A 25,056-nucleotide genomic window follows, 5' to 3' on the forward strand; every position below is an offset into this window, starting at 1 on the left:
ACGATGAATTCTCCGAAATGGCTTGATCGCATCCTTTACCCTTTTCGCCACCATACCTTTAGCCTGCCGGCCGGGAGAATGCATTACGTTGACGAAGGAAGCGGAGAGCCCATCGTGTTTGTGCACGGTACGCCTACCTGGTCCTTTCTCTGGCGGCAGCAGATCAAGTCGCTCAGCAGGACTTATCGCTGCATCGCACCCGATCACCTTGGGTTCGGCTTATCAGATAAACCTCCCGGATTTGCCTATACCCCTGAAGCACATGCACAAAACCTGGAGCAGCTGCTGGAGCATTTACAACTGGATAATATTACTTTGGTAGTACATGATTTCGGAGGCAGTATCGGTTTGAATTATGCGCTTAAACATCCGGAGAAAATAAAGAACCTGGTGATTCTGAACACCTGGATGTGGTCGCTGGAAGAGCAGCGGCAGCTGATTAAAATCAGTAGGTTTATGAGTAGCAGCTTTGGCAAGTTTCTGTACATTAGTTTAGCTTTTTCTCCCAGGGTGCTGCTTCCGCAGGGGTATCACAAGCGGAAGCACCTTCCGAAAGATGTACACCAGCACTACCTCAAGCCACTTGCCAGCTCCTCCGCCAGATTGGGTACCTGGCATTTTGCAAAAGCGCTTCACCAGTCTGCTGATTTTTTTGAATCGCTTTGGGAACAGCGTGAGAAACTGAAAGGAAAGAATATACTATTTATCTGGGGTGATAAAGATAAGCTGCTGCCCTTGAGTTTGCTGCATAAATGGACCAGCAGCTTTCCCGAAGCAAAGACCATAAAAATTAATGCAGGGCATTTTTTGCAGGAAGAAAAAGGAAGTGAGGTTACAGAGGCTATTAAGGCATTTTTATAAGCAAGCTCCAGGCGCAATACTTTACCCCTTCTGCAAAACAAAAACCAGCAACAGGACACTTCCTGCTGCTGGTTAACATAATAAAGCAACTATAGTTTATTTAACAACTAGTCTTCTTACAGCCCCTTCTGATGTGCGCACAAAGTATAATCCTGTTTTAAAGCCTGAGATATCAATTGACTTTAAAGCTGTGCCTGTAAATAATAGCTTGCCGGTTACATCCAGCACCTGCACATCTACCTGTTTGCTGAAAAACACTTCTTTGCCCGTAGCTGGGTTGGGGTAAAGGTGAAAGTTTTGTTTCGTAGCCAATACCTCTCCTTTAGCAGAAGTAATCGTTTTCTGTACTTCAAATACTGAAACCGTTCCGCTGATTTCGTTGGCAACAGCTATGTAAGGTTTGCCATCAGGGCTGTTCTGTGCCATGATGTAAATAATTCCTTCCGGGCCGTGGTCACCGGCATAGGTAGCCGTGTTGCGGGTATTTAGGTAATCTACAAATTTAACATTGGCAGGGTCCGAAATATTATAAACCATCACGCCACCTACCCGCTCCAGCGCGACAAAGGCATACACGGCACCATCGATCGTAGCTACGGTAACATTTTCTGGTTCAGGTCCTTTAGCCCGGCTCCTGCTTTTAAAGCCATTGCCCTCGTGGTCTGAATTAAAAAGCGATGCTATGGAAGGTTCTGTAGAAGTGTATAATTCAAAATCATCCCCACTGTCATATACCAACTCCTTTGTTTCGGCATTCCAGATGGAGAAAGAGCGGGAACCAAGCATGTACAGCTCGTCTAAGTCGCCATCGCCATCGGTATCGCCATGCAGGTTGGTAATGCGCAAACGGCCCAGGTTATGGTTGTCTTTTAACACAGCTGCATGTGGGAATTTGGCCTGATCGAGAGTGGCAGCTCCTACGGTGGTACGTTCGTTTAAGCTGCCGTACTCTTTCTCATCTCCTTCGTTTGCAGTAACCAGGTATGTTGTACTGCCTACGGTATAGTTTGCTACTCCATCCGGAATATAGAAAGATTTGATCGGCCAGTTGGAAAGATGCACCACGCCACTGTTATCGGAAGCATCGAAACCGTTGCCCAAAGCACTCATGTCTTTTGTGCCTAAAGGCCAGATAGCAGTTATGGATTTTGTTTCCAGGTTGAGTTCGGCTATGGCATTATTCTCTTGCAGCGTTACCCAAGCCTTACGCGAATCAGGTGAAACAGAAATATACTCCGGCTCCAAATCCTGCGATAAAGTACTGGTGGATTTTGTCTTACGAACGCCGGCAGCCATCAGTGCTGCCTCCTGCTCGTTGTAGGCTGTAAACAATAAAGTGGTAACATGTGCCTGTCCTAAATTAGCAATGCCTCCTGAAATGTCTATAATACTGATCGAGCCTTCCGGATCTATGGTATAGGCATCGTTCGGTTGTCCTTCGTTAGCCGTTAAAACTTTTGTTCCATCCGGAGTAAAAGTAACCATATCGGGCAATGCTCCTACTGTTACCTGTGCCTGCACGTCTCCGTTTGTATTCATAAATATAACAGAACCATTTTGCTGCTCGTCGGCATTCGGACTGGCAACAGCTACAATGCCATCACGAACAGCTACACTGGTAATACCGCCATAAGGTGCCATGTCGATCGACTTAATAAGGGTAATGGCAGCCGGATTTGAAAAATCAGCAATATCCAGCCTGTTCTGTACAGAACTGGTCATGAACAGGCGTTGCGAAGCCGGATCATGTACTACAATTTCGGTGGTACTGCCATTGGCGCCTACCGGTTCAAAGCTGGATACATGCGCCAACCGTATCTCCTGGTTTGGTTGCGTTGCTTTCCTGTCATTGTCTCTGATATAGATTGTCAGGTATTGGCTGCCAGTTAGTGTTGCACCTGTTATATCTTCCAGGCTTAACACAAAATATTCGTCCTGCTCTTCTTCCGTGTCGTTGATGATCGGGATGCTGAGGGTATGGCTGGTACCGCTTGCACCGGTTAGTTGAATGCTTTGTGTGCTGAAAGTGAAGTCAGAAGCGGTAGCTGTACTGAATGGGGCAGCTTTGAGAACCAGCTTTGCTGTCGCCTCAGCAGGATTTTCGATATTTATTGTTACCTCCGCTGTACCTGCTGATTCACTGACAGATAAAAACTTAGTGGCAAAGGAAATGGTGGTGTTATAGGTAAAGGAGAAGGTGTAGGCACTATGCATTACTCTATCTTCTTTGTCTTTTACACCAGCCACCTGTAAGGTATAAGTTGCTCCGGATGCGAAGGCGGTACTGAAAAGAAGCGTGACTGTTTTAGCATCATCAGCCAATAGAGCAGACTGCAGCCCGTCTATTCCAGTATAATTTGCCAGCATAGCAGCCGATGCAGCTGCAAGCTCCTTGTTAAAGGCCAGCTCCAGGGTGTTCTGATTAAGGACACGGGCACTAGCTACAGCTGGTGGACCAGGGAATGCCCACTCAGGCCAGCGCTGGGCTGCTGTTCCCGATGCAGTACCCTCCCAGTTTTCAGGCATCAGAATAGCCGCCTGTAGTTCTGCTTTTGTACCTGTTGTCCGGCCTTTATAAAAGGCATTAGCGGTGTTACCTGCTGTATTGCCCGGAGCACCGCTCAGGCTGATGGCATGATGACCAAGAGTAAGTGATGCGGGCAATTTAGAAAGACTGCCGCTACAGGATGTGTTTGCCTCTACCCAGGCATTGGAGCTCAAGGCCGTGATGTAGGATGGATTTTGAGGCGTTCCGGTATACACAAGTACCTGGTCGCCACCGGAACTTAAGCCGAATTTAGAGCCGTAAACAGTGCCGTGGCTTGTGCTTGGTACATCATTCTGAATTCGAATGACAGTTCCTGCTGCAATGCCGGTGGCAGGGGCTACCCAGGTAAGCCCGCCTTCGCATTGCGGCTGGGTATTGTCTGTATACTTGGCATCAGTAAAATGAACCATTGTTCCGGGCAGTATATCTACCAACGTGATAAAAGCTACTTCATCTTCCGTACCTGTTGCATTCATACGATAGGCTACAAAAAGCAGGTCGCCAGGCTGAAACTGTGTTTGCTGCGCAATCGTGGTAAATGTAAACGATGGCGAAGTTTCAACTGCATTGTCACTGAAGTCTTCTACTACATCGGCTTTCAGGGCAATGTAATAAGTCTGATTCGGTGCCAAAGATGTAGCCGGTATAATTGTGATGGTTCTGTCGGCAAAGGTTGCACTGTAAGCAATGGCAGTACCTTGCGCATCCTGTAATTTAAATTCTACCAGGTTTGCCACATTATTATTGGTGATAGCAGTGTTGTCGCGTAAGCGGACATCCTCGTTAAAGGTAATGCTTGGATGAACATCTACCGCTACATGCACGGCGTTGGCAGCGGGCGAAAATGTTAGGCTCGGAGGCAGAACATCGGCTCCTGCCTGCTCGCCCTCAACTGTAAAATTATCAAAGCGATTGTTTCCTACCAGTCCTCCGGCCTCCTGCTCAAAGCTTATCCTGATCTTAAAGTTATCGTTATTATTGGCAGCTGCTATACCTGAAAAGTCAAGGGTTTCAAGCTGAGGTGTTCCGTTGTTAGGAGCTATGGTCGTGAAAGGGGTATAGTCGGTTCCGTTTGTTGTGTATTCAATAAGCTGTGTTCCGGCCCCTGAACCTGAACGCATGCTCACATATTTTATCAGGATGTTTCGGAAACCGGTAGTCGGTATATGAAAGAGAAGCGCACCGCCAATCGGATTGTTAAAACGAAGATGGTTTCCTGCCGGATCTCCATTTCGGGCATTGAGGTTTTCCCGGTCGAACCCCTGGCCTGTACCCTCTTTTTCTGCAATGGCACTGGTTCCACCGGCTATATGCTTTATAGAAGCACCATCCAGAATGGAAACAGGAGTAAGATGTGCTTCCAGGCTACTGGTGTTGTTAAAGTTCCAGTAATGCAGCAGCGTTTGCGCCTGTGCCCCTGAACTCAACAATACCAGGAATAGAAAACTGCGTAGTTTTTTTCTCATAACATAGCTTTAGTTGGTTGAATGATTACATTCAGCTAAGTTATTAGCAGCCTGTTATGAGAACTTTACCTAATTTTTATGATAATATTATCATTTGTTTATGCTCTTCTTCAGCAATGGCGCTGCTAGCAAGCAAGGCCATTGCTGAAGAAGAGCATAGAGATAATAGATGTTACTTTTTATGACGCTCTTCCAGAACCGCCACCACATCCTTCAACTCCAGTCCGGTAGCAGCTAGCAGCACCAGCAAATGATACAGCAGATCAGCTGCTTCGCCCTTCATGGTGTCTAATTTACCTGCCACGGCATCAATCACTGTTTCTACAGCCTCCTCTCCTACTTTCTGCGCAATTTTATTCACGCCTTTATCAAACAGGAAATTTGTATAAGAACCTTCTGCCGGATTTGTTTTTCTATGCTGAATCACCTGCTCCAGTTCTGCTATAAAGCGAATGGCTGTTGCTCTGTTTGAGGTTTCTTCCTCTCCGAAACAACTGGTAGCACCGGTGTGGCAGGTTGGGCCATTGGGTTTTACTTTAATTAAAAGCGAATCGCTGTCGCAGTCTTGGGCAATGCTGATTACTTCCAGCGTGTGGCCAGATGTTTCTCCTTTTGTCCAGAGGCGGTTTTTGGTGCGGGAAAAGAAAGTAACCAATCTTTCCTGCTGTGTTTTTTCCAGTGCCTCCTGGTTCATATAGCCAAGCATGAGAACCTGTCCTGTTATACTGTCCTGTACAACAGCAGGGACTAATCCTCCGCTTTTTTCAAAATCAAGTTTCAATGTTGTAGGGTTAAGCGTAAAAATGATAAAAGTTTAGTGGTCGTGCATCAGATACTGCTTACCAAACCAGATAAACCTTTTATTAAAGCTTTCTTAGAATTCGTTTTTTTGGACTCGCTGATCAGGTAGTTGAAGTAATCCTTGGCACAGTTCCTGCCAAAAGGAGGCACCATGAGTACCAGCTTCTGCTCTTCACTCACGGCAATGCTATAAGCTGCTGAAAAATCTGTACTTGTGCAGCTTTGCGAGAAATAGCTGGTATGCGTTTTCAGGATGATGTCACACAGGTTGCTATAATCGGCTTCGGTGATCAGGATGTATTGCACCGCGTTTTCTTTGGCTCCCTCTATTTCTCCGGTATGGAAAATATAAGCCGGAGCAGCTTTATCTCCCCCGATAGAATTGATTTTTATAATTTTCCCGCCGCAAATGCCCAGGAACGGCAGACAGCATAAAGCGAAAAGTAAAAGTGACTTTTTCATTAAAAGGTAAAGGCTAAAAATTTAAAGCAATCTAAGATTAAATCCGCACATCAACTCCCTGTTCCTGCAGGAATTTTTTCAGAACGGGCACCTCCAGTTCCCTGAAATGGAACAGGCTGGCTGCTAAAGCGGCGTCAGCATTGGCTTGGTGAAACACATCCGCGAAATGCTGCATGGTACCGGCACCTCCGGATGCAACAACAGGCACCGTGACAGCATTAGAGACTTCACCTGTAATATCAAGGGCAAACCCTGCTTTGGTGCCGTCGTTGTTCATACTGGTCAGCAGTATCTCCCCTGCTCCCAGGTCAGTTACGTTGCGGCACCAGTTTACGGTGGCATGTTTTGTTTCCACTGTACCGGCGCGTGCATAGACCTTCCATCCGGTAGCTTCGGTAAATTTTGTGTCTACTGCCACTGTAATGCACTGGCTTCCGAACCGCTTGGCAAGTTCTTCGACCAAACCCGGATTACGTATAGCCGCTGAGTTGACAGAAACTTTATCTGCCCCGGCCATAAGCAGCACCTCCACATCCGCAACTGCTCCTATGCCTCCGCCCACTGTAAAAGGTATATCGATATGGCGTGCTATGTCACGAACCAGTTCTGCAAAAGTCTTGCGTTCTTCATTGGTGGCGGTAATGTCCAGGAACACCAGTTCATCAGCCCCCTGCTCGGCGTACCATTTGGCCAGCTCTACAGGATCTCCGGCATCACGTATATTTTCGAACTGAATACCTTTTACACAGCGCCCGTTTTTAATGTCGAGGCAGGGAACAATACGTTTTGTTAGCATAAGAATTGTTCTAAGTCTTTTAACTGAATAGTGCCTTCGTAGATGGCTTTCCCGATAATGGCACCTTTCACTCCCATTTTATCTAAAGCTTTAAGATCGTCTACCGTTGTTACTCCGCCACTGGCAATTAGCTCAGCTGCTGGCAGCGCCAGCTTCAGCTGCTGGTAAGTATCGGTGGCTGGCCCCTGCAGCTTCCCATCTTTGCTTACATCTGTACAGATAAAAAGCCTTGCGCCTGTTTGCAGATAATCCGACATAAAGTCTTGTAAAGGGTGGTTGCTTTCTTCCGTCCAGGCACTGATGGCGATGTTATTGCCTTTGAAGTCAGCCCCGATTATGATTTTATCCGCACCGTACTGCATGAGCCATTGCTTTACCTTTTCAGGTTCACGCACAGCAATACTACCCGCCGTGATCTGCGTGGCACCGGCATCAAAAGCTTGCCTGAGCGCCTCATCGGACTGCAGCCCTCCGCCAAAATCTATGGTGAGACTGGTATTAGCAGCAATGCTTTCCAGCACAGCCAGGTTAACAGGTTTCCGGGCCCTTGCACCGTCCAAGTCAACCAGGTGCAGCCGCTTAATGCCATGCGCTTCAAACTGCTTGGCTACTTCCAGCGGATTGCTGTTGTACGTGGTTTGCTGGGCAAAATCGCCCTCCGTCAGGCGCACACACTGGCCGCCTATAATATCTATGGCAGGTATAATTTCCATCATAAAGCTAAGAAGTTCTTGAGAATCTGGCTGCCGGCTGGTCCGCTTTTCTCCGGGTGAAACTGGGCAGCATAAAAGTTTTTATAGTGCAGAGCAGCTGAAAAAGGCTCCGGGTAAGCGGTTTGTGCTATTGTGCAATCTCCTACAGGCACGTAGTAGCTGTGCACATAGTATACATTCTCCTGCTCGTTTATACCTGTAAACAAAGGAGACTGCAGGTTTTCCAATTGGTTCCAGCCCATGTGCGGCACCTTCAGATCTGTTTGAAAACGCTTAACTTTAGTTGGAATGATGCCGAGCATGTTGGTGTCTCCTTCCTCGGAATGCTGGCACAATAGCTGCATGCCAAGGCACACGCCAAAAAAAGGTTGCTCCAGGGTGGGAAGCAGTTGATCCAGGTTACGGGCTTTAAGCTGTGCCATGGCCGAAGAAGCTTCTCCCACTCCCGGAAAAATAACTTTGTCAGCAGCCTTTATGGTTTCAGCGTCACAGCTCAGCGTTCCCTGCACGCCCAGGCGCTCCAGGGCAAACATAACCGATTGCACGTTTCCGGCTTTATAATCTACTATAATTAAATTCATTTCTGCTTAAATAAGAAATTATGAATCAGGAATTAAAACTGAAGCAGCTGTTACCACTGCTGCTAATAAAAAAGCCTGGCTCTTGATGGAGTCAGGCTCTTGGATATTTCTTTCTTCTGTTAGCAAATCCATAGGCATACTGCTCCGAAACCCAAGCTTCGAATACAATGGTAATGCATATGTGTGGTCTTGCTTCTCATATTCACAAATATAGTGTATGCGGGTTACAATTCAGCTACTCCCCATGTAAAAACTTTAGGAAGATGTTTTGTTTAACCTTACATTGCTAAATTACAGTCTGCTAACAAGGTAGCCTTAAAGTAATGTGCCACGAAGAATAGACGCTGCAATCGTAAAATAAATGATCAGCCCGGTTACATCTACCAGCGTAGCCACAAACGGAGCAGACGACGTTGCAGGATCCAGCCCGAGCTTCTGAAGCAGGAACGGAATCATAGATCCTGATAGTGTTCCCCATAACACGATGCCGATCAAAGACAAGCCGACTGTTAATCCGATCAGTATAGCATACTCTCCGTAATCGTAAAAGCCTGCCTGCTGCCAGAGAAATATGCGCAGGAAACCTACAGCACCGAGTATAAGCCCCAGCATAAGGCCAGAAAGAATTTCTTTACGCATCACATACCACCAGTCTCTTAGCCCTAGCTCCTTAATGGCCATAGCCCGAACGATAAGCGTGGCGGCCTGTGAACCGGAGTTACCACCACTGGAGATAATGAGCGGAATAAAGAGAGCCAACACTACAGCCTGTGAGATTTCTTCCTCAAAAAAGCCCATAGCTGAAGCTGTCAGCATTTCTCCCAGGAAAAGGATGATCAGTACGCTGGCGCGTTTACGAACCAGCGTCAACAGGGGTGTATCGGTATACGACAATTCCAGCGCTTCCAAACCCCCAAACTTCTGAATATCCTCGGTGTCTCTTCGCTCTATTTCATCAAAAATGTCGTCGAATGTAACTATACCCACTAACACACCGCTTTCTGATACCACAGGCATTACGGCTCTGTCGTATTTATTGAACTGTTCTATGGCTTCGTCCTTGGTCATGGTGGTGGTGAGGCTCACAAAGGTATAGTCCATCAACGACTCCACTGTCTGCTCTTCATCTGCCATCAGCAGCTTTCCGATCCGGATGTCGTCGATGAGCTTATTGTCCTTATCAACCACATAAATATGGTTAAGTGTTTCTGCTTTTTTACCGTAGCGCTTAATGTTGTTCAAAGCCTGCTTAACACTCCAGCCTTTGCGGGCCTGAATGTAATAAGGTGTCATGAGACGTGCAATGCTCTTTTCAGGGTATCCCAGCAGGTTTAACGCGATACGTTTTTCTTCCGGGGAAAGCAGGTTGATAGATTCTTTGATGAGCAGATCCGGGAAATTCTCAAAAATCTCGGTGCGGTCGTCCGGGGCCATATTTTCAAGCATTTCTGCTGTATCGGTAGAGCCCAGCTGTTTCAGTATTTCCTCCTGAACCGCATGGTTAAAATAAGTAAAGACCTCGGCCTTTAACTCTCCTGGCAGCAGCAGAAAGGCCAGCACGCGTTCTTTGGAGTTAAGCTCACATATTACTTCAGAAATATCGTTTGGGTGCCTGTTCCGCAGATCCTTTAGGTTCAGATCATTTGTTGCTGAGTTCATATATGGTGCTTTAATTTAAGTTAAGGCCAAATACCAGCCCTACCCAAGGTTTATGCTGATAAATCCAGTCTTGTCTGTTCTTATCCAGCAGATGGTCTGTACCGACTGCTAATCCAGGTGTAAAGTTATTCAAACCAATGATACCCGCCACACCATTCAGAAAAACGACACCGTCATATTCATACGCTAGCTGGTTAGAAGTGAAAGATTCGTTGATGAGCGATGAACCCAAGCCTGTAAAAAAGCCAATGCTATAGCCGAAGTGGTTAAAGCTTCTTCTGTAGTTACGTAACGGCGTGTTTTTATACCTGATTCTGAACAGATCGTTTCTGACGCCCAGGTATACAGCTCCCTGGAAACTGGTGTTTAACTGGTGCGGAATACCTGCGGTGCCTGGCCTGTATTTAAGCGGAATAGTAAGAACATCTATATCGAAAGAAGGTTTGGAGAATGTATATGCCTTTTCTGCCTGTGTCTCACGCTCCACCGGAATGGCAAAAACAGTTTTGTTAAGTGTATCCAGTACAATGCCTGCGGTTGTGGTTACCATGGGATACATGGTGAGTGTATCCTCCGTTATGTCAACATATACCCTGCCTGGTGTAGTGCCAGTTGCTGTTATTTTATAGATACCTTCTGAAAACTGGTATTTGGATGACTCTCTTAAAGAAGAACAGGCACAGGTACTTATGAGCAGCATGTAAAGATAAAGTTGAAGTACTTTTTTCTCCACAGGTTTGCCCTGCACAGATTTAGAACGGTAAACTGGCGTTTTGTATGATTTTATCATAGGCAGAATGGATGCTTATGAAATGGGCGCTTTCAGGTTAATTAAACCTGTATATTAATTCTTTAGCTTAATTTTTACAGCTGAGCTATTCTGCGTGAAACTGAACTTAGCTTCCTCGAAACTGGTTGCGCGCGTGGCGTGGTATAGGCTGTTGGAGAAACCATAAGGTTCCTTCGGAATTCCCAGGAAGTTTGTATCGATGGTGCCGTTATTGTTGGTGTCGTAGAACAAAGCAATGGCATATTCACCAAACGTTGCGTTTTCTATTTTCGCTACAGCTTTATCCTGCTTCGTTACCTTTACTTTGGCATTATAGGCAGCTTTTCCTTTTTCCGGAAAATCCGCTGCTTTGTTGTAAATACCTATATAAACGGTACCGCTTTTATCAGCTGGCAAATTACTGAGCTCTATCACCATTGTTCCGGAAAACTGAGGCGCCGGCTGAAGGTATAAGAAGGAACTTGTCAGGAGTAACAGGAAAGATAGTACTGAAGTCATAGTTGAGAAAAGCCTTACTCATACCAACAAGGCTGATGCGCTTTTAATTAAGATTTAGAATAGCTCTTTGACATAAAGGAATCACAATCAGCCGTTTATCTAAGTCTTCATCTGGCAGAGCCCTGTTGGAAGGTTTGGCAGAAATAAGTGGAACATTTTTGTAAGCCTTACGAGTTCAGCCGAACTATGTTTGCAGCCTGCCATCCATACCAACTGCCCTTCCTGCTATACTGAAACAGCAGAATAGGCAGCTGGATGAAATAACACTAGAAATTTTCGCGGAGCTCGTACGCCTGACGCATACGACGGATCAGGCGTTCTGACTCCTGAAAATTTACAGTCTGTTGTCCGTCCGAAAAGGCTTCTTCCGGTTTCTGGTGCGTTTCATAGATAACTCCGTCGGCTCCGGCCATAACCGCAGCCAGAGACATTTCTTCTACATAATCCCGGATGCCGATACCATGAGACGGATCAACGATTACCGGAAGGTGCGTTTTCTCTTTAAGCACCGGCACGGCATTCAGGTCCAGGATGTTGCGGTATGCTTTTTCATAACCACGGATACCGCGCTCGCAAAGCATAATCTTCTCATTGCCATTCGAAAAAATATATTCGGCTGCCTGCAGGAGCTCTTCTATAGTTCCTGAAATGCCGCGCTTCAGCAGCACAGGCTTCTGCGCTTCTCCCAGCGAATCGAGCAGGTTAAAGTTCTGGCTGTTACGGGCTCCTACCTGGAACACATCCACATAATCAATCATTTCTTCAATCTGGGAAACTTGCATCACCTCAGTTATGATTTTAATGCCATTGGCGCTGCAGATCTGGTGAAACATTTTCAGGCCTTCTATGCCCAGACCCCGGAAAGCATAAGGAGAGCTCCTAGGTTTGAAAACACCTCCCCGCATAATTTTTACATTATTGGCTTTTAAGTGTTCCACTACCAGCTCAATCTGCCGTTCGTTTTCAATAGAGCAAGGGCCAGCCATAATACTGAATTGTCCTTCTCCTATCACCACACCATCTCCTAAATCGATATGAGTAGGCTCCACCCGCCATTTACGGGATATAAGTTTATACTCGTCTGATACATGGTAAATATCAGCGACGCCATCCAGCTGACCGATGTGGCGGATATCGAAATCCTTTTTGCCAATAGCTACCAGGTAGTGTCCCTCCTGTGTCTTTACTTCGTTCGCTTTGTAACCTATCTCTTCTACTTTTAGCAGAATATTTTCTTTTATAGCATCAGGTACTCCCTGCTGTAATCTTATGACCATGTTCTAGTTTCGAATATTTTGAATAAAAGTACGGATGTTTTGTGCCAGGCTTCCTTCCTGTGCCAGTGCCTTGATAAAAGCACTGCCGATAATTGCTCCCTGCGCGTGGTTGCAGGCCTGTGAAAAAGTTTCTTTGTTGTGAATGCCAAAGCCAATCATACCGGGATTTCGGAGCCCCATTTGGGCAACACGCTGAAAATAAGCAGTATTAGCCACAGCTTTTCCGTTTGTACTACCTGTTGTGGAGGCAGAAGAAACCATGTAAACAAAGCCATTGGTATGGCTGTCGATTTCCCGGATGCGCTGCTCTGGCGTCTGGGGTGTTACCAGAAACACTTTGCTCAGGTTATTTTCTTCAAAGATGGGTTTATACTCCCGCACATAATCAGCAAGTGGAAGATCAGGCAAAATAATGCCGTCTATGCCTACTTCTTTACATTTCTGGCAGAAACGCGTTACCCCGTACTGCATCACCGGGTTCAGATACCCCATCAGAACCAGCGGAATCTGGGTGTGCCGGCGGATATCCTGCAGTTGCCCGAATAGTGCCGGAATGGTCATGCCATTCCGGATGGCTATTTCGCTGCTCTGCTGAATAGTGGGTCCATCTGCCAGCGGATCTGAAAAAGGCATACCTACTTCAATCAGGTCGACACCGTTTTTCTCCAGCTCCAGAATAATGGATACCGTATCGTTCAGATTGGGATAGCCTGCTGTGAAATATACCGACAGCAGCCCCTGCTGCTTTTCTGCAAAGAGTCTTTGGATTCTATTCTCCATCGAAATGAAATCTTTTTAAATAAGTTGCCAGATCTTTATCCCCACGGCCGGAAAGGTTTACCACCACTACATCATCAGGTTTAGCGCCTATTCTACCCAAAGCAGCCAGTGCATGTGCACTCTCCAGGGCCGGAATTATGCCTTCCAGGCGCGTTAGTTCCAGTACTGCCTGCAGCGCCTCATCATCTGTGATGCTTTCAAAAATGGCCCGCTGCGACTGGTGCAGGTGTGCGTGCAATGGCCCTACGCCCGGATAATCCAGGCCTGCAGAAATGGAGTAAGGCTCCACTACCTGTCCGTCTTCCGTTTGCATAAGCAACGTACGGCTTCCGTGGATGATACCTTCTTTGCCCAGTACCGATGTAGCAGCCGATTCTCCTGAATGAACTCCCAGTCCGGCGGCTTCTACCGCTACCAGTTTCACTTCAGGTCTGTCGAGGTAATGATAGAAAGCTCCGGCTGCGTTACTGCCACCACCCACACAAGCCACTACATAATCAGGGTAATCGCGGTTTTCCTTCTGCTGCAGCTGTGCCATCATTTCTTCTGAAATTACTGCCTGAAAGCGGGCAACCATGTCGGGGTATGGGTGTGGGCCAACTACGGAACCGATAATATAGTAAGTGTCTTCCGGATTGTTGATCCAGTCGCGAATGGCCTCATTGGTAGCGTCTTTCAACGTTTTGCTGCCGCTGGTTGTCGGAGTAACGGTAGCTCCTAACATTTTCATTCTGGCAACATTAGGGGCTTGTCTTTCGATATCTACTTCACCCATGTATACAATGCATTCCAGCCCCATAAGAGCACACACAGTTGCCGTGGCCACGCCATGCTGCCCGGCGCCGGTCTCGGCTATAATGCGCTTTTTACCAAGACGCTTTGCCAGCAGGATCTGCCCGATGGTATTGTTTATTTTATGAGCGCCTGTATGGTTCAGGTCTTCCCGTTTCAGGTAAATTTTGGTGTTATATTTTTCTGAAAGGCGCTTGGCAAAATATAAAGGCGTAGGGCGGCCAACATAATCCCTCAGGAGTGCCTGCAGCTCTTCCTGAAATGCTGGCTCATACATGATGTTGAGGTAATTGGCACGCAGTTCCTCTACATTCGGAAAAAGCATTTCTGGAACGTAAGCGCCCCCAAATTTTCCGTAAAAACCGTTTTCGTCTACTGAGTATTTCATATATTTTTGGATGAAAGACTATTTGACAAAATACGAAGGACTGTTACTTCAGAGTCGTTTGTCTTTTGTCTGTTGTCTGATAATTCAACTCTTAACTTGCTCCATCAGGCGCTTCAGCTTCTCCACCTCCTTCAGCCCCGGCTGCAGCTCAAAACCACTATTTACATCAATAGCAAATGGCTTTCTCCTGATGCTTTTTATCCCGCTGATATTCTCCAGGTTAAGCCCGCCGCTCAGGAAGTATGGCTTAGGAGAAGGATATTGGTTTAGCTGCTCCCAGTCAAACACAAAACCATTGCCGCCATGCTCTTTCCCTTTGGTATCAAAGAGAAAGAAGTCGCAGGTATTTTCAAAAGGAGCCAGCACATCAAAGTTAAAGCTTTCCCCTACCGAAAAGACTTTAATTACTTTTAAACCAGTCTGCTGTAGCTCCAGGCACTGCGCAGGTGTTTCGGAACCATGCAACTGTACCAGTTCCAGATTGTACTGTCTTGCCAGGTCCAGAATAACTGTGGTCGTCTCATTCACAAATACCCCTACCCGCTGCACACCTGCAGGCAAATTTGCCAAACTGCTTGCATCTATACCGGGTAATGCATAACGCCGGGAGCCTGAAAAGAAAATAAAGCCCAGGTAGTCTGGTTGCAGTGCCGCCACCTGTTGGATGTTCTCCGGCTCCCGCATCCCGCAGACCTTTATTTTCATACCAGCGCCGCCTTTTTCTCCTGTAGCACTCTGAACTCTTTCATAAAAGCGGCTGCTGCTCGTTCCGGCCTGCTATTGGTCATAAAACTTTCTCCAATCAGGAAACCGTTATAACCGGCTTCTTTCAGTTCTACCAGTGTTTGCGGATTACGCAAACCACTTTCAGAAATCTTGGTCATGCCCGAAGGTATGTGCCGGGAAAGTTCATATGATAAAGCCACATCAGTCTGAAATGTTTTCAGGTTGCGGTTATTTACACCTACAACCGTTATACCCTCGCAAAGGCTCTCCTGTAGCTCTTCCAGGCTATGCACTTCCAGCAACACCTCTAAACCGAATGTACGGGCAAAGGCTGCCAGTTCCTGAATACGTTTAGCCGGTAAAGCAGCGGCAATCAGCAGGATAGCATCGGCACCAATCGACTTCGCTTCAACAACCTGGTATTCATCTACCATAAAGTCTTTCCGCAGAATCGGGCAATAATTAAATTTTCTACCAATCACTAGGTCCTCGTTTTTACCTCCAAAGTATTTGGTATCTGTCAGGATAGAAAGTGCAGAAGCCCCGGCCTGCATATAGCCGATAGAAGTTCGCTCTACCGAAACATAAGGATTGATATCGCCTTTTGATGGAGATTTTCTTTTGATCTCAGCAATAATGCCTGTTTTATCCGGGCGCAACAGGTAATGCTCCAGCGACATGCAAGGGGTGCCGAAATAAAGGCTTTTCTCCAGCAGTTTAGTTGGATACAGCTCTTTGCGCTCGGCCACTTCCTTCTGTTTATCAGCTATAATCTGCTCAAGTATATTCATTGGGTTGATTTAAAATTTAAAGATAAACTATAGATAATTTCACACTATGCTTCAACTAAATTTTTATCGTTTATAAGGCTGTTAAATAAAGTATAAGCCTTACCAGATTCAAGTGTTTCTTTAGCAATGGCTACTGCTTCGCGGGGCGAAAGCTCAGGACGGGCACATTGAATAGCCATTCCGGCATTTGCTGCCACTACAGCATTCTGGGCCACGCTTCCTTCTCCTTTTAAAACCTGCATAAATATGCCGGCAGCCTTTTCTACTGTTCCCCCTCCTCTTATATCCTCATAACGAACATGAGGTAAGCCCAGTAGGTCAGCGTCCAGCAACTGCTCTTTCTGGTCGGAGATCACTTTAAAAGGGCTGGTCAGCGAAATTTCATCATACCCGTCAAGGCTGTGAATAATGCTGAAATGGGTATCTGCCTGCTGGTACAGGTAGCCATACATGCGGGCCAACTCCAGGCTGAAAACACCCACCAGCTGGCGTTTCGGAAAAGCAGGATTCACCATAGGTCCCAGCATGTTAAAAAAAGTTTTAATGCCCAGATCTTTGCGGATTGGCCCAACACTTTTCATAGCCGGGTGAAATAATGGCGCGTGCAGAAAGCAGATGCTATAGTTTTCTATACTTCGTTCCAGCAAGCCGGTATCTGTCGTAAACCGGATACCCAGCGCCTCCAGCACATTGGAAGAACCACAAGCAGAAGAAACGCCATAATTGCCATGTTTGGCTACATGAATACCATTGGCTGCCACTACAAAAGAGGCCAGCGTAGAGATATTAAACGTGTCTTTTCCATCGCCTCCGGTGCCGCACAGATCGATCGGGTTGTAGGCATCCAGGTTTACACGGTGGCAGAGCTCTAGCAGCGCGTTCCGGAAACCTTCCAGTTCCTCAACTGTAATACTGCGCATCATGTATACTGTCAGAAAGCTGGTGATCTGGCTCTGGTTGTAAATGCCTTTTGTAATATTAACCAGTACTTCCCGTGCCTGGGTGCGGCTCAGCGTTTTATGCTCAAATAAATGGTTTAATATGTCTTTCATATTCTGACAAAGGAAATTTAGGATGAAAGACAAAGGAAGCGGCTGTCCTTTGTCGTAAAGTAGATAGTTATGCTGCTAGCTTTCCAGCCAATTTTTGATGATCGTTTTCCCCTGTTCTGTCAGCACTGACTCCGGGTGAAACTGTACCCCACGCACATCATATTCTTTGTGCCGGAGGGCCATAATATTGCCTGTTTCATCAACAGCAGTAGCTAAAAGGCTATCCGGAAGCTCTTTCTCTACCAACCAGGAGTGGTAACGGCCCGTGTTAAACTGTTTTGGTAAATCCTTGAAGAGCACTTCGTCCTCACGCACCACCTGCACAGGTGTAGCTACTCCATGCCATACTTCGTTGCTGTTAAACAACTTACCTCCGTATACTTCACCTATGGCTTGATGCCCCAGGCAAACACCGAAGAGACTCTTGCTGGCTCCGAAAGTACGGATGATTTCTTTCAGAAGACCTGCTTCGTCGGGTATACCCGGGCCTGGTGAAAGCATAATCTTGTCGTATTCGCCTACTTCTTCCAGGGTGGTTTTATCGTTTCGGCGTACCGTTACCTCGGCACCCAGTTCCTGCATCAGGTGCACCAGGTTATAGGTAAAGGAATCGTAATTGTCTATTACCAGAACTTTCATATTAGTTAATCTCTTGCGCCAATTGTAACGCTTTTCTAAGGGCCATAAGTTTATTATCTACCTCCTGCAGCTCGCTGACAGGATTAGAAGCTGCCACAATACCAGCTCCTGCCTGGTAGTACAGGTTATAGTCTTTGCTCAGGAAGGAACGGATCATGATAGCGCTGTTAAAGTTGCCGTCAAAGTCCAGAAAGCCAATGCAGCCGCCATAGAAGGCCCGGTTGGTGGTTTCGTAGCGGTCGATCAGTTGCATGGCCATGTGTTTGGGAGCTCCTGAGAGGGTACCTGCCGGAAAAGTGCTGGCTACCATCGGTAAGGAATCTTCGCGGCTATGCAGTTTACCCGATACCTTGGATACCAGGTGGATAACGTGCGAATAGTATTGTACTTCTCTGAAGGTTTCTACTGTTACTTCCGATCCGTTGCGGCTCAGGTCATTACGGGCTAAATCAACCAGCATCACGTGCTCGGCATTCTCTTTCGGGTCTGCCAAAAGCTTTTCTGCCAGAGCAGCATCCGCCAGGTCATCTCCAGTGCGCCTGAATGTGCCTGCAATCGGGAAAATACTGGCTTTCTGGTCTTTTATGACCAGCTGCGCTTCGGGAGAGGAACCGAAAATCTTAAAGCTGCCATAATCAAAATAGAACAGGTAAGGCGAAGGGTTGATAGATCGTAGGGTACGATATACATTAAACTCATCGCCTTTGAAAGCCTGCTTAAATCTGCGGGAAAGTACCAGCTGGAAAACATCTCCTCTGAAGCAATGCTGCTTTGCCCTTTCTATGTTTTGCAGAAAGTCGTCCGAGCTGATGTTGAATTCCTCCTCACCTGTTATTTCAAAGCCATAGCTCGGTATGTTTCGGCTGTTCAGCAATGCCTCCAGCTTCTCAATACCGTTTGGTTCTTCCTGGTTATAGGTGTGGGAGAAGATAAAGGCCTCATTGGAAAAATGGTTGATAACGATCACGTATCTGTAAATGGCATAGAACAGGTCCGGGATCTCCTGCTTGTCCGATCGCAGATGCAGGTCTATGTCTTCGAAGTAGCGCACCGCATCATAATTCATATAGCCGAAAAGGCCGTTATGGATGAAGTTAAAGTTGTTTTTTTCGGTTTCGAAGCTTGCAGCAAACGCGGCAAGTTTGCCGGGAATATCTGTTTCTTTAGTAATAGGTGTCTGCCTGGTGCTGCCATCCGGAAAAAGCTCGGTAAGCAATTCGTTTTCAGCTTTTATGCTGGCTATGGTACTGCAGCAGATATAAGAGTAGCTGTTTTCTGCACCATGATAGTCGGAGCTTTCCAGTAAAATGCTGTTCTGGTACTGGTCGCGCAACTTCAGGTAAACACTTACAGGAGTCAGGATATCTGCAAGAAGGCGTTTGTATGAGGTGCTGATCTTAAACTTCATTATGGCTTGGTTAAGGGTATAAAAAAAGTCCGCTATCACAAGTGAACAGCGGACTTTCAGTTATCTTTCAGGTGCTTATAATGCTATATAGCGGTGCTGCTCACGATCCTTTCTGAAACGTGCCACCACCAAGCTGTATGTATATTATTTAGTCTCATGTTTTCAAACTATCACAGAAATGTTCTTTCGCTTATCTCTGTGTCACAAATGTAGAGGCAAAATTGAAAACACCAAAATTAAATCAAAAAAATTTTTATTGTGTCTGTGATAGCTTCCTTTGTACTGGCCGGTTCATGTTTACCGATAACAATTGCAGGTAGCGGTATATTTTTATAAGAAAGGTAACCAGTGACTTACTGTTGCAAAGCTGATCTGTGGCAACTGCAGAGGCAACAAAAGAACATTGTCGGAGTATAGTGGGATAACCTTTAAATCAGAAATTAAACCTGTCTCTGAAAGGGAATTTCGGATGCTATTTCTTCCATTTTTGAGTAATGACTGAGGCTAATGATGTTAATAATAAAAATTAATCTCTTTAAAATCCGACAGTTCTATTTGAAGATAGATAAAAAGGAATATTAGGTGCGATTTTTGTAGAGTTGTTATTTTTTAGGTATCATAAGGAGCCATTTTTAAAAATTAATTAATGGATGTAGCTTTGTGAATAATTTACTGATTTGAATCCATCAAGCTTTACCACCCAATGAATTTGATGAGAAACGAAATACTATTTAGAGATACTTACATTGCCATAGAGTATAATGCTGCTGATCACTGGATATATGTTAACTGGAGAGGCTACGTAAATTACGACACTGTAACAGCTGGTTGTGAAAAGATTCTGGACTTCGTAAAAGAGTATAAATGCAGCAGAGTACTGAATGACAATACAAATGTTGAAGGAATCTGGTCGGGTGCTTCTAAATTTGTAGGACAGGACTGGTTTCCAAGAATGCGTGAAGCCGGGTTAGAATATTTCGCCTGGGTTTACTCACCAAGTACATTAAGCAGGCTCTCTACAGATAAATCGCTCCGAAGTGCCTCTGATACCTCTTTTGTAAAAACCTTCGATAATGTAGATACAGCGGAAGACTGGTTACGCTCTGTTTAAAAGCTATAGAAATTAAGAAAAGAAATAAAATAAGGGCAGCTACTACAGCTGCCCTTATTATTTATAGGGTACCTTTTGTGCTTGGAATGGTGTTATCGTTCAGGTTTCGCTGTACTGCCATTCTAATAGCTCTGGCAAATGCTTTAAAGATAGCTTCAATCTTGTGGTGTTCATTTTCACCCTCTACTTTTATGTTCAGGTTAGCTTTGGCCGTATCGCTGAAAGATTTAAAAAAGTGGAAGAACATTTCGGTCGGCATATCTCCTACTTTTTCACGATGAAAGGCCGCATTCCAGACCGTCCAGGGGCGACCACTGAAATCCAGTGCTGCCTGTGCCAGTACATCATCCATTGGCAACAGGAAAAAGCCGTAGCGGGTGATGCCGCGCTTATCTCCTAAAGCCTTTGCAAAAGCTTCTCCAAGGGCAAGCCCGGTATCTTCAATGGTGTGGTGCTCATCTATATGCAGATCGCCTTTCACCTGTATTTTCAGGTCGAGGTTTCCATGCTTGGCCACCTGCTCCAGCATATGGTCGAAAAAGCCCAAACCGGTTTCAATCTCCATTTTGCCGGAGCCGTCCAGGTCTAGCTCTACCAAAATACTGGTTTCTGAGGTTTGTCGCCTGACAGTGGCTGTTCTGGATGCGCCTCCTTTCAGAAAAGAGAAAATTTCATCCCAGTCGTTGGTGCAAAAATCTACATCTGCTTTAGGACTTTCTGTAATCAGTATAGCCTTTGCACCCAGGTTTTTTGCCAGCTGCACATCTGTCAGGCGATCTCCGATCACATAGGAATTCGCTAAATCGTATGCACCTTCGAGGTACTTCTTCATCATGCCAACACCTGGTTTTCGTGTTGGCAGCCCTTCGTGCTCAAAACTGCGATCAATCAGAATATCGGCAAACTCAATGCCTTCACTTTTAAGTATGTCCAGCATTTTGTTCTGGTAAGGCCAGAACGTGTCTTCAGGATAAGAGTCGGTGCCTAAGCCATCCTGGTTTGTAACCATCACAAATTCGTAATCCAGTGCAGTATAGATTTGATAGAGGTTACGGATTGCTTTCGGAACAAACTCAAACTTTTCGAAGGAGTCGACCTGGTAATCGGTTTTGGGTTCTACCAGTATAGTACCATCTCGGTCAATAAATAATGCTTTTTTCATTTCTAAATGCATGTCAAGTAACCCTGTACCAGGTGGCATGAAAGATATTTCCTGCCACCTGGTACAGGAGTCGTTATCTAAATTCTTCTATGGATTGTAGGAGCTGCTGGTTTTCTTCGAGCGTACCCACTGATATGCGCAGGCAGCCTTCACAGCCTTTCAGACTGGAGCGGTTCCTTACAACTATTCCATTGCCTAATAGGTAGTTGTATAATCCGTTTGCATCTGTTACTTTAACCAGTAAGAAGTTGGCATCAGACGGGTATACTTTCAGAACAGACTTCAGGCGAGGCAAAGCATGTGTCAGCAATTCCCGTTCCTGCACAATTTCTTCAACCATAAATTTAAGCTCTTCCGACTTCTCCAGGGCAGCCAGTGCCAGTTCCTGTGTAGCTTCGTTTATGTTGTAAGGCGGCTTGATTTTATCCAGATAAGTGATGATCTCAGCAGAGGCAAAGGCCATACCCAAGCGTAATCCGGCCATTCCCCAGGCTTTTGACAAGGTTTGCATCACAACCAGGTTAGGAAACTCCTGTAAGCGGGTGGTCCAACTGGGGTTATGGGCGAAGTCAATATAGGCTTCATCTACTACTACCAGACCATCAAAAGCATCCAGTATAGCTTCAATACTTTCCGGATTAATGCTGTTACCTGTTGGGTTATTGGGAGAACAGATAAAGACGATCTTTGTCTCTGGTTTTAGCTGACGGAGTACTTCCTCAACCGGAATCTGGAAATCGGCTGTTAGCTGCACGGTATCAATACGCACCTCATTCAGGTTTGCTGATACCTCGTACATGCCATAAGTAGGTGGTAGCTGTAGCAGCGCATCCTGCCCGGGGCGGCATACCAGGCGCAGCAAAAGATCTATGGCTTCGTCGCTGCCATTCCCCAGAAATATCTGTTCCGGCTCCACCCCTTTAATTTTAGCAAGGCGGCTTTTCAGCTTTTTCTGGTGCGGGTCCGGGTAACGGTTATAGTTGTTGCCTGCCAGGCTGCCAATATTATTTTCGTTGGCATCGATAAAAACGGTGGCAGTTCCTTTAAATTCATCGCGTGCAGAGGAATAAGGTTTCATCTGCCGTATATTCTGGCGTACCAGCTTTTCAATATTAAACATTTTCAACCTCCTTTAGTCGAATAGAAACTGCATTTTTATGGGCCTGAAGCCCTTCAGCCTCTGCCATTACTTCCACTGTTTTGCCTATACTTTTAATGCCCTCCGGTGAGATATGCTGGAAAGTGATTTTCTTAACGAAGCTATCCAGGGAAACACCGCTATAGGCACGGGCATAGCCGTTGGTAGGCAGCGTATGATTTGTACCGGAAGCATAGTCACCGGCCGACTCAGGCGTAAAGTTGCCCAGGAATACGGAGCCGGCGTTTACCACGCCATCAGCCAGGGTTTCGTAGTTCTCTACAGCCAGGATCAAGTGTTCCGGAGCGTACAGGTTAGAGAAAGCCAACATTTCCTGGTCGTTCTGCAACACAATGGCCATACTGTTAGTTAATGCCTGAGAGGCAAAGGCTTCGCGGGGTAAGGCAGCCAGTTGCTTCTGCAGTTCTTCGCTTACTTTATCCAGCAAAGCTTCGGAGGTTGTTAAAAGAACCACCTGCGAATCGGCGCCATGTTCGGCCTGCGATAAGAGGTCGGCCGCAACAAAAGCAGGGTGTGCAGCGTCATCGGCCATCACAAGCACTTCAGAAGGACCGGCAGGCAGATCGATGGCTACGCCTGCTTTGCTTACCAGCTGTTTTGCAACCGTTACATACTGGTTTCCCGGACCGAAAATTTTACTCACAGCCGGTACACTTTCTGTTCCGAAAGCCATGGCAGCCACAGCTTGTGCGCCTCCGGCCTTTACAATCTTGTTTATGCCCAGCAAAGAAGCCGTGTACAGTATAGCAGGATGTACCGAGCCGGTTTTAGAAGGAGGTGTGCAAAGCACCACTTCCCGACAACCCGCAATTCTTGCCGGCACCCCCAGCATCAGGAGCGTGGAGAAAAGAGGTGCCGTACCACCAGGTATGTACAAACCGACTTTTTCAATTGCCACACTTCTGCGCCAGCAGCGTACACCCGGCATGGTTTCCACGGGCCGAAGTGTTTCTTCCTGCTGTGCGTGAAACAACTGTATATTGCTGTAAGCTTGAAGAATGGCTTCTTTCAGTTCCAGTGATACTTCTGCCTCTGCTGCTGCTATCTCCTCTGCTGAGGCAAGCAGGCTGTTCAGTTTTACACCATCAAATTTTTCTGCCAGCTGCAACAGGGCCTGGTCGCCCTGCTCCTGCACCAGTTGAAAGGTTTGCCTGATTTCCGGCTCCAGCTCCGCCAGGTCTTTTACCGGCCTTTGCACAAGCCCGGGCCAGGCTTCCCTGGCTGGGTATTTCATTTTCCGGATCATACAATCATTTTCTCTATAGGTACAACTAAAATGCCCTGTGCTCCGGCTTCTCTAAGCTTGTCAATGATCTCCCAGAAGTCGTCTTCGTTGATAACAGAATGCAGAGAACTCCAGCCTTCTTCTGCCAGTGGTAAAATAGAAGGAGACTTGGCGCCAGGTAAAAGCCTGGTAATTTCGTCTATCTTGTCGTTTGGGGCGTTTAAGAGGATATATTTAGCACGCTGCGCACGCTGTACCGCATGTATCCGGAAGAGCAGTTTCTCCAGTATGGCTTTTTTCTCCTCGTTCAGCGACTTATTAGCAATGAGCACCGCCTGCGACTTGAAAACACGTTCAACTTCTTTCAGGCCGTTGCTGATAAGCGTACTGCCAGAGCTCACGATGTCGCAGATCGCATCGGCCAGGCCAATGCTTGGGGCAATTTCTACGGAACCACTGATGGTGTGAATATGAGCTTTAACGCCTTTTTCATCCAGGTAAGCCTGTAGCAGGTTAGGATAAGAAGTGGCAATGTTTTTACCTTCCAGGTCTGTTATTCCCTTGTAATCGTCTGCTTTGGGAACAGCTAAAGAAAGGCGGCACTTGGAAAACCCAAGCTCTTCTACCGCTAATTCCTGCATTCCCTCTTCCACCAGCACGTTTTCTCCTACTATGCCAATATCGGCAACACCATCGGCTACATAGCCAGGTATATCGTCATCGCGCAGGAAAAGTATCTCGAGCGGAAAATTGGTTGATTCGGTTTTTAGTTTGAGGCTGCTGCTGATAAAAGAAATACCGCATTCGCGTATAAGTGAAAGAGAGTCTTCGCTGAGTCTCCCAGATTTTTGTATGGCAATCCGAAGCATATTGTTTAGTTGTATGAACATGTAAAGAAAGGCAAAATGTTTAAAACAAATTGCAGATCGGGTTTAAAAACCCTTCGGGGGCTATATGATGATTAACTTCCTCCTAGGAGGAATGATGGATGTGATGGAAATGTACAGTAGAGCCACTTGCAACCGGTGCTGCAAAAAGAAGAGTTGTGGCGATATAGAACTGTTTTCCGTTCATGATGTGCTGCAAAACTAGCAGGATTTTCGGATAAACGAAAAAACCGCAGAAAGTTTTCAATTTATTTCTGACCTGACCTTTCAGCCTGTGGCTTCTTTATAAGTAAACAGCCCCTGTTCAAACTGAAACAACAGCTGCTTTAAACTTCACTGCATGACTGCCTGAGTAGTAGGAACATAGTTTTTGGTGTAAACAAGTCACCAACTGGATGATTTAGCACTTTTACAGGATATAAGACTTCTGACATAGCCTATTCTGAATAATGTAGAAAATTTCCAGGACGCCGGGTGACCCTCA

23 protein-coding genes are annotated in these 25,056 nt (G+C 46.2%); 2 read left to right on the forward strand and 21 right to left on the reverse strand.

Going from position 1 to position 25,056, the window contains the following annotated elements:
* Positions 1 to 3: 3 nt before the first annotated feature.
* On the forward strand, positions 4 to 861 hold the full coding sequence (locus C1N53_RS06225) for an alpha/beta fold hydrolase (protein WP_137758486.1): 858 nt from the start codon (positions 4 to 6) through the stop codon (positions 859 to 861).
* Between the two features lie 96 nt (positions 862 to 957).
* On the opposite strand, the gene C1N53_RS06230 is transcribed toward C1N53_RS06225, so the two are convergent.
* The 17 genes from C1N53_RS06230 to C1N53_RS06310 form a co-directional block, all read right to left on the reverse strand.
* A complete protein-coding gene (locus C1N53_RS06230) occupies positions 958 to 4,875 on the reverse strand; it encodes a choice-of-anchor I family protein (protein WP_137758487.1) in 3,918 nt (1,305 codons plus the stop codon).
* Between the two features lie 172 nt (positions 4,876 to 5,047).
* Positions 5,048 to 5,656 (reverse strand): bifunctional phosphoribosyl-AMP cyclohydrolase/phosphoribosyl-ATP diphosphatase HisIE, encoded by a 609-nt coding sequence (gene hisIE / locus C1N53_RS06235; protein ID WP_137758488.1) that lies wholly within the window; start codon positions 5,654 to 5,656, stop codon positions 5,048 to 5,050.
* Between the two features lie 47 nt (positions 5,657 to 5,703).
* Complete coding sequence (locus C1N53_RS06240) at positions 5,704 to 6,138, reverse strand: hypothetical protein (RefSeq protein WP_137758489.1); 435 nt, start codon at positions 6,136 to 6,138, stop codon at positions 5,704 to 5,706.
* Between the two features lie 37 nt (positions 6,139 to 6,175).
* Positions 6,176 to 6,934, reverse strand: coding sequence for an imidazole glycerol phosphate synthase subunit HisF (gene hisF / locus C1N53_RS06245; RefSeq protein ID WP_137758490.1), 759 nt, complete (start codon positions 6,932 to 6,934; stop codon positions 6,176 to 6,178).
* Positions 6,928 to 7,650 carry a 1-(5-phosphoribosyl)-5-[(5-phosphoribosylamino)methylideneamino]imidazole-4-carboxamide isomerase gene (gene hisA, locus C1N53_RS06250; protein ID WP_137758491.1) on the reverse strand — a complete coding sequence of 241 codons (723 nt, stop codon included), beginning with the start codon at positions 7,648 to 7,650 and terminating at the stop codon, positions 6,928 to 6,930. Before hisA ends, hisF begins: the two co-directional genes overlap by 7 nt.
* A complete protein-coding gene (gene hisH, locus C1N53_RS06255; RefSeq protein WP_137758492.1) occupies positions 7,647 to 8,228 on the reverse strand; it encodes an imidazole glycerol phosphate synthase subunit HisH in 582 nt (193 codons plus the stop codon). The genes hisA and hisH overlap by 4 nt, the downstream gene beginning before the upstream one ends.
* Before the next feature lie 315 nt (positions 8,229 to 8,543).
* Positions 8,544 to 9,887 (reverse strand): magnesium transporter, encoded by a 1,344-nt coding sequence (gene mgtE / locus C1N53_RS06260; protein ID WP_206077622.1) that lies wholly within the window; start codon positions 9,885 to 9,887, stop codon positions 8,544 to 8,546.
* 10 nt (positions 9,888 to 9,897) lie between these two features.
* Positions 9,898 to 10,677: a hypothetical protein gene (locus tag C1N53_RS06265; RefSeq protein WP_137758493.1), complete on the reverse strand. Its 780-nt coding sequence runs from the start codon at positions 10,675 to 10,677 to the stop codon at positions 9,898 to 9,900.
* Between the two features lie 54 nt (positions 10,678 to 10,731).
* A complete protein-coding gene (locus tag C1N53_RS06270) occupies positions 10,732 to 11,175 on the reverse strand; it encodes a DUF2141 domain-containing protein (RefSeq protein ID WP_137758494.1) in 444 nt (147 codons plus the stop codon).
* Positions 11,176 to 11,441: 266 nt separating this feature from the next.
* Positions 11,442 to 12,452, reverse strand: coding sequence for a 3-deoxy-7-phosphoheptulonate synthase (aroF, locus tag C1N53_RS06275; RefSeq protein ID WP_137758495.1), 1,011 nt, complete (start codon positions 12,450 to 12,452; stop codon positions 11,442 to 11,444).
* A gap of 3 nt (positions 12,453 to 12,455) precedes the next feature.
* Positions 12,456 to 13,232 (reverse strand): tryptophan synthase subunit alpha, encoded by a 777-nt coding sequence (trpA, locus tag C1N53_RS06280; protein ID WP_137758496.1) that lies wholly within the window; start codon positions 13,230 to 13,232, stop codon positions 12,456 to 12,458.
* Positions 13,222 to 14,412: a tryptophan synthase subunit beta gene (trpB, locus tag C1N53_RS06285; protein WP_137758497.1), complete on the reverse strand. Its 1,191-nt coding sequence runs from the start codon at positions 14,410 to 14,412 to the stop codon at positions 13,222 to 13,224. Before trpB ends, trpA begins: the two co-directional genes overlap by 11 nt.
* An 84-nt stretch (positions 14,413 to 14,496) precedes the next feature.
* Entirely contained in the window at positions 14,497 to 15,117 is a 621-nt protein-coding gene (locus tag C1N53_RS06290; RefSeq protein ID WP_137758498.1) for a phosphoribosylanthranilate isomerase, read from the reverse strand.
* Positions 15,114 to 15,929 (reverse strand): indole-3-glycerol phosphate synthase TrpC, encoded by an 816-nt coding sequence (gene trpC, locus C1N53_RS06295; RefSeq protein WP_137758499.1) that lies wholly within the window; start codon positions 15,927 to 15,929, stop codon positions 15,114 to 15,116. The genes C1N53_RS06290 and trpC overlap by 4 nt, the downstream gene beginning before the upstream one ends.
* A 44-nt stretch (positions 15,930 to 15,973) precedes the next feature.
* Entirely contained in the window at positions 15,974 to 16,981 is a 1,008-nt protein-coding gene (gene trpD / locus C1N53_RS06300) for an anthranilate phosphoribosyltransferase (RefSeq protein WP_137758500.1), read from the reverse strand.
* Positions 16,982 to 17,056: 75 nt separating this feature from the next.
* Positions 17,057 to 17,620 (reverse strand): aminodeoxychorismate/anthranilate synthase component II, encoded by a 564-nt coding sequence (locus C1N53_RS06305; protein WP_137758501.1) that lies wholly within the window; start codon positions 17,618 to 17,620, stop codon positions 17,057 to 17,059.
* Position 17,621: 1 nt separating this feature from the next.
* Positions 17,622 to 19,031, reverse strand: coding sequence for an anthranilate synthase component I family protein (locus tag C1N53_RS06310; protein WP_137761413.1), 1,410 nt, complete (start codon positions 19,029 to 19,031; stop codon positions 17,622 to 17,624).
* A 709-nt stretch (positions 19,032 to 19,740) separates the two neighbouring features.
* Between C1N53_RS06310 and C1N53_RS06315 the strand changes: the two genes are divergently transcribed.
* Entirely contained in the window at positions 19,741 to 20,139 is a 399-nt protein-coding gene (locus tag C1N53_RS06315) for a hypothetical protein (protein WP_240773405.1), read from the forward strand.
* A 61-nt stretch (positions 20,140 to 20,200) separates the two neighbouring features.
* Here the strand turns inward: C1N53_RS06315 and hisB are convergent, their stop codons facing one another.
* The 4 genes from hisB to hisG all read right to left on the reverse strand — a co-directional run bounded on the left by hisB (position 20,201) and on the right by hisG (position 24,575).
* A complete protein-coding gene (hisB, locus tag C1N53_RS06320) occupies positions 20,201 to 21,301 on the reverse strand; it encodes a bifunctional histidinol-phosphatase/imidazoleglycerol-phosphate dehydratase HisB (RefSeq protein ID WP_137758503.1) in 1,101 nt (366 codons plus the stop codon).
* 73 nt (positions 21,302 to 21,374) lie between these two features.
* Positions 21,375 to 22,421, reverse strand: coding sequence for a histidinol-phosphate transaminase (gene hisC, locus C1N53_RS06325; protein ID WP_137758504.1), 1,047 nt, complete (start codon positions 22,419 to 22,421; stop codon positions 21,375 to 21,377).
* Positions 22,414 to 23,703: a histidinol dehydrogenase gene (hisD, locus tag C1N53_RS06330; protein WP_137761414.1), complete on the reverse strand. Its 1,290-nt coding sequence runs from the start codon at positions 23,701 to 23,703 to the stop codon at positions 22,414 to 22,416. Before hisD ends, hisC begins: the two co-directional genes overlap by 8 nt.
* Positions 23,703 to 24,575 (reverse strand): ATP phosphoribosyltransferase, encoded by an 873-nt coding sequence (gene hisG, locus C1N53_RS06335; protein WP_240773406.1) that lies wholly within the window; start codon positions 24,573 to 24,575, stop codon positions 23,703 to 23,705. Before hisG ends, hisD begins: the two co-directional genes overlap by 1 nt.
* Positions 24,576 to 25,056: the final 481 nt, after the last annotated feature.

It is taken from the genome of Pontibacter sp. SGAir0037, assembly GCF_005491705.1.
Taxonomy (GTDB): Bacteria; Bacteroidota; Bacteroidia; order Cytophagales; family Hymenobacteraceae; genus Pontibacter.

What these genes read in the sequence shown, in the direction of transcription:
- C1N53_RS06290 (WP_137758498.1), bottom strand. Translation starts at nt 15,117, where the DNA reads ATGAAAATAAAGGTCTGCGGGATGCGGGAGCCGGAGAACATCCAACAG.
- aroF (WP_137758495.1), bottom strand. Translation starts at nt 12,452, where the DNA reads ATGGTCATAAGATTACAGCAGGGAGTACCTGATGCTATAAAAGAAAAT.
- trpD (WP_137758500.1), bottom strand. Translation starts at nt 16,981, where the DNA reads ATGAAAGACATATTAAACCATTTATTTGAGCATAAAACGCTGAGCCGC.
- C1N53_RS06265 (WP_137758493.1), bottom strand. Translation starts at nt 10,677, where the DNA reads ATGATAAAATCATACAAAACGCCAGTTTACCGTTCTAAATCTGTGCAG.
- trpC (WP_137758499.1), bottom strand. Translation starts at nt 15,929, where the DNA reads ATGAATATACTTGAGCAGATTATAGCTGATAAACAGAAGGAAGTGGCC.
- hisF (WP_137758490.1), bottom strand. Translation starts at nt 6,934, where the DNA reads ATGCTAACAAAACGTATTGTTCCCTGCCTCGACATTAAAAACGGGCGC.
- trpB (WP_137758497.1), bottom strand. Translation starts at nt 14,412, where the DNA reads ATGAAATACTCAGTAGACGAAAACGGTTTTTACGGAAAATTTGGGGGC.
- hisC (WP_137758504.1), bottom strand. Translation starts at nt 22,421, where the DNA reads ATGTTTAATATTGAAAAGCTGGTACGCCAGAATATACGGCAGATGAAA.
- hisH (WP_137758492.1), bottom strand. Translation starts at nt 8,228, where the DNA reads ATGAATTTAATTATAGTAGATTATAAAGCCGGAAACGTGCAATCGGTT.
- C1N53_RS06270 (WP_137758494.1), bottom strand. Translation starts at nt 11,175, where the DNA reads ATGACTTCAGTACTATCTTTCCTGTTACTCCTGACAAGTTCCTTCTTA.
- C1N53_RS06305 (WP_137758501.1), bottom strand. Translation starts at nt 17,620, where the DNA reads ATGAAAGTTCTGGTAATAGACAATTACGATTCCTTTACCTATAACCTG.
- C1N53_RS06315 (WP_240773405.1), top strand. Translation starts at nt 19,741, where the DNA reads ATGAGAAACGAAATACTATTTAGAGATACTTACATTGCCATAGAGTAT.
- C1N53_RS06225 (WP_137758486.1), top strand. Translation starts at nt 4, where the DNA reads ATGAATTCTCCGAAATGGCTTGATCGCATCCTTTACCCTTTTCGCCAC.
- mgtE (WP_206077622.1), bottom strand. Translation starts at nt 9,887, where the DNA reads ATGAACTCAGCAACAAATGATCTGAACCTAAAGGATCTGCGGAACAGG.
- hisB (WP_137758503.1), bottom strand. Translation starts at nt 21,301, where the DNA reads ATGAAAAAAGCATTATTTATTGACCGAGATGGTACTATACTGGTAGAA.
- C1N53_RS06240 (WP_137758489.1), bottom strand. Translation starts at nt 6,138, where the DNA reads ATGAAAAAGTCACTTTTACTTTTCGCTTTATGCTGTCTGCCGTTCCTG.
- trpA (WP_137758496.1), bottom strand. Translation starts at nt 13,232, where the DNA reads ATGGAGAATAGAATCCAAAGACTCTTTGCAGAAAAGCAGCAGGGGCTG.
- C1N53_RS06230 (WP_137758487.1), bottom strand. Translation starts at nt 4,875, where the DNA reads ATGAGAAAAAAACTACGCAGTTTTCTATTCCTGGTATTGTTGAGTTCA.
- hisG (WP_240773406.1), bottom strand. Translation starts at nt 24,575, where the DNA reads ATGTTCATACAACTAAACAATATGCTTCGGATTGCCATACAAAAATCT.
- hisA (WP_137758491.1), bottom strand. Translation starts at nt 7,650, where the DNA reads ATGATGGAAATTATACCTGCCATAGATATTATAGGCGGCCAGTGTGTG.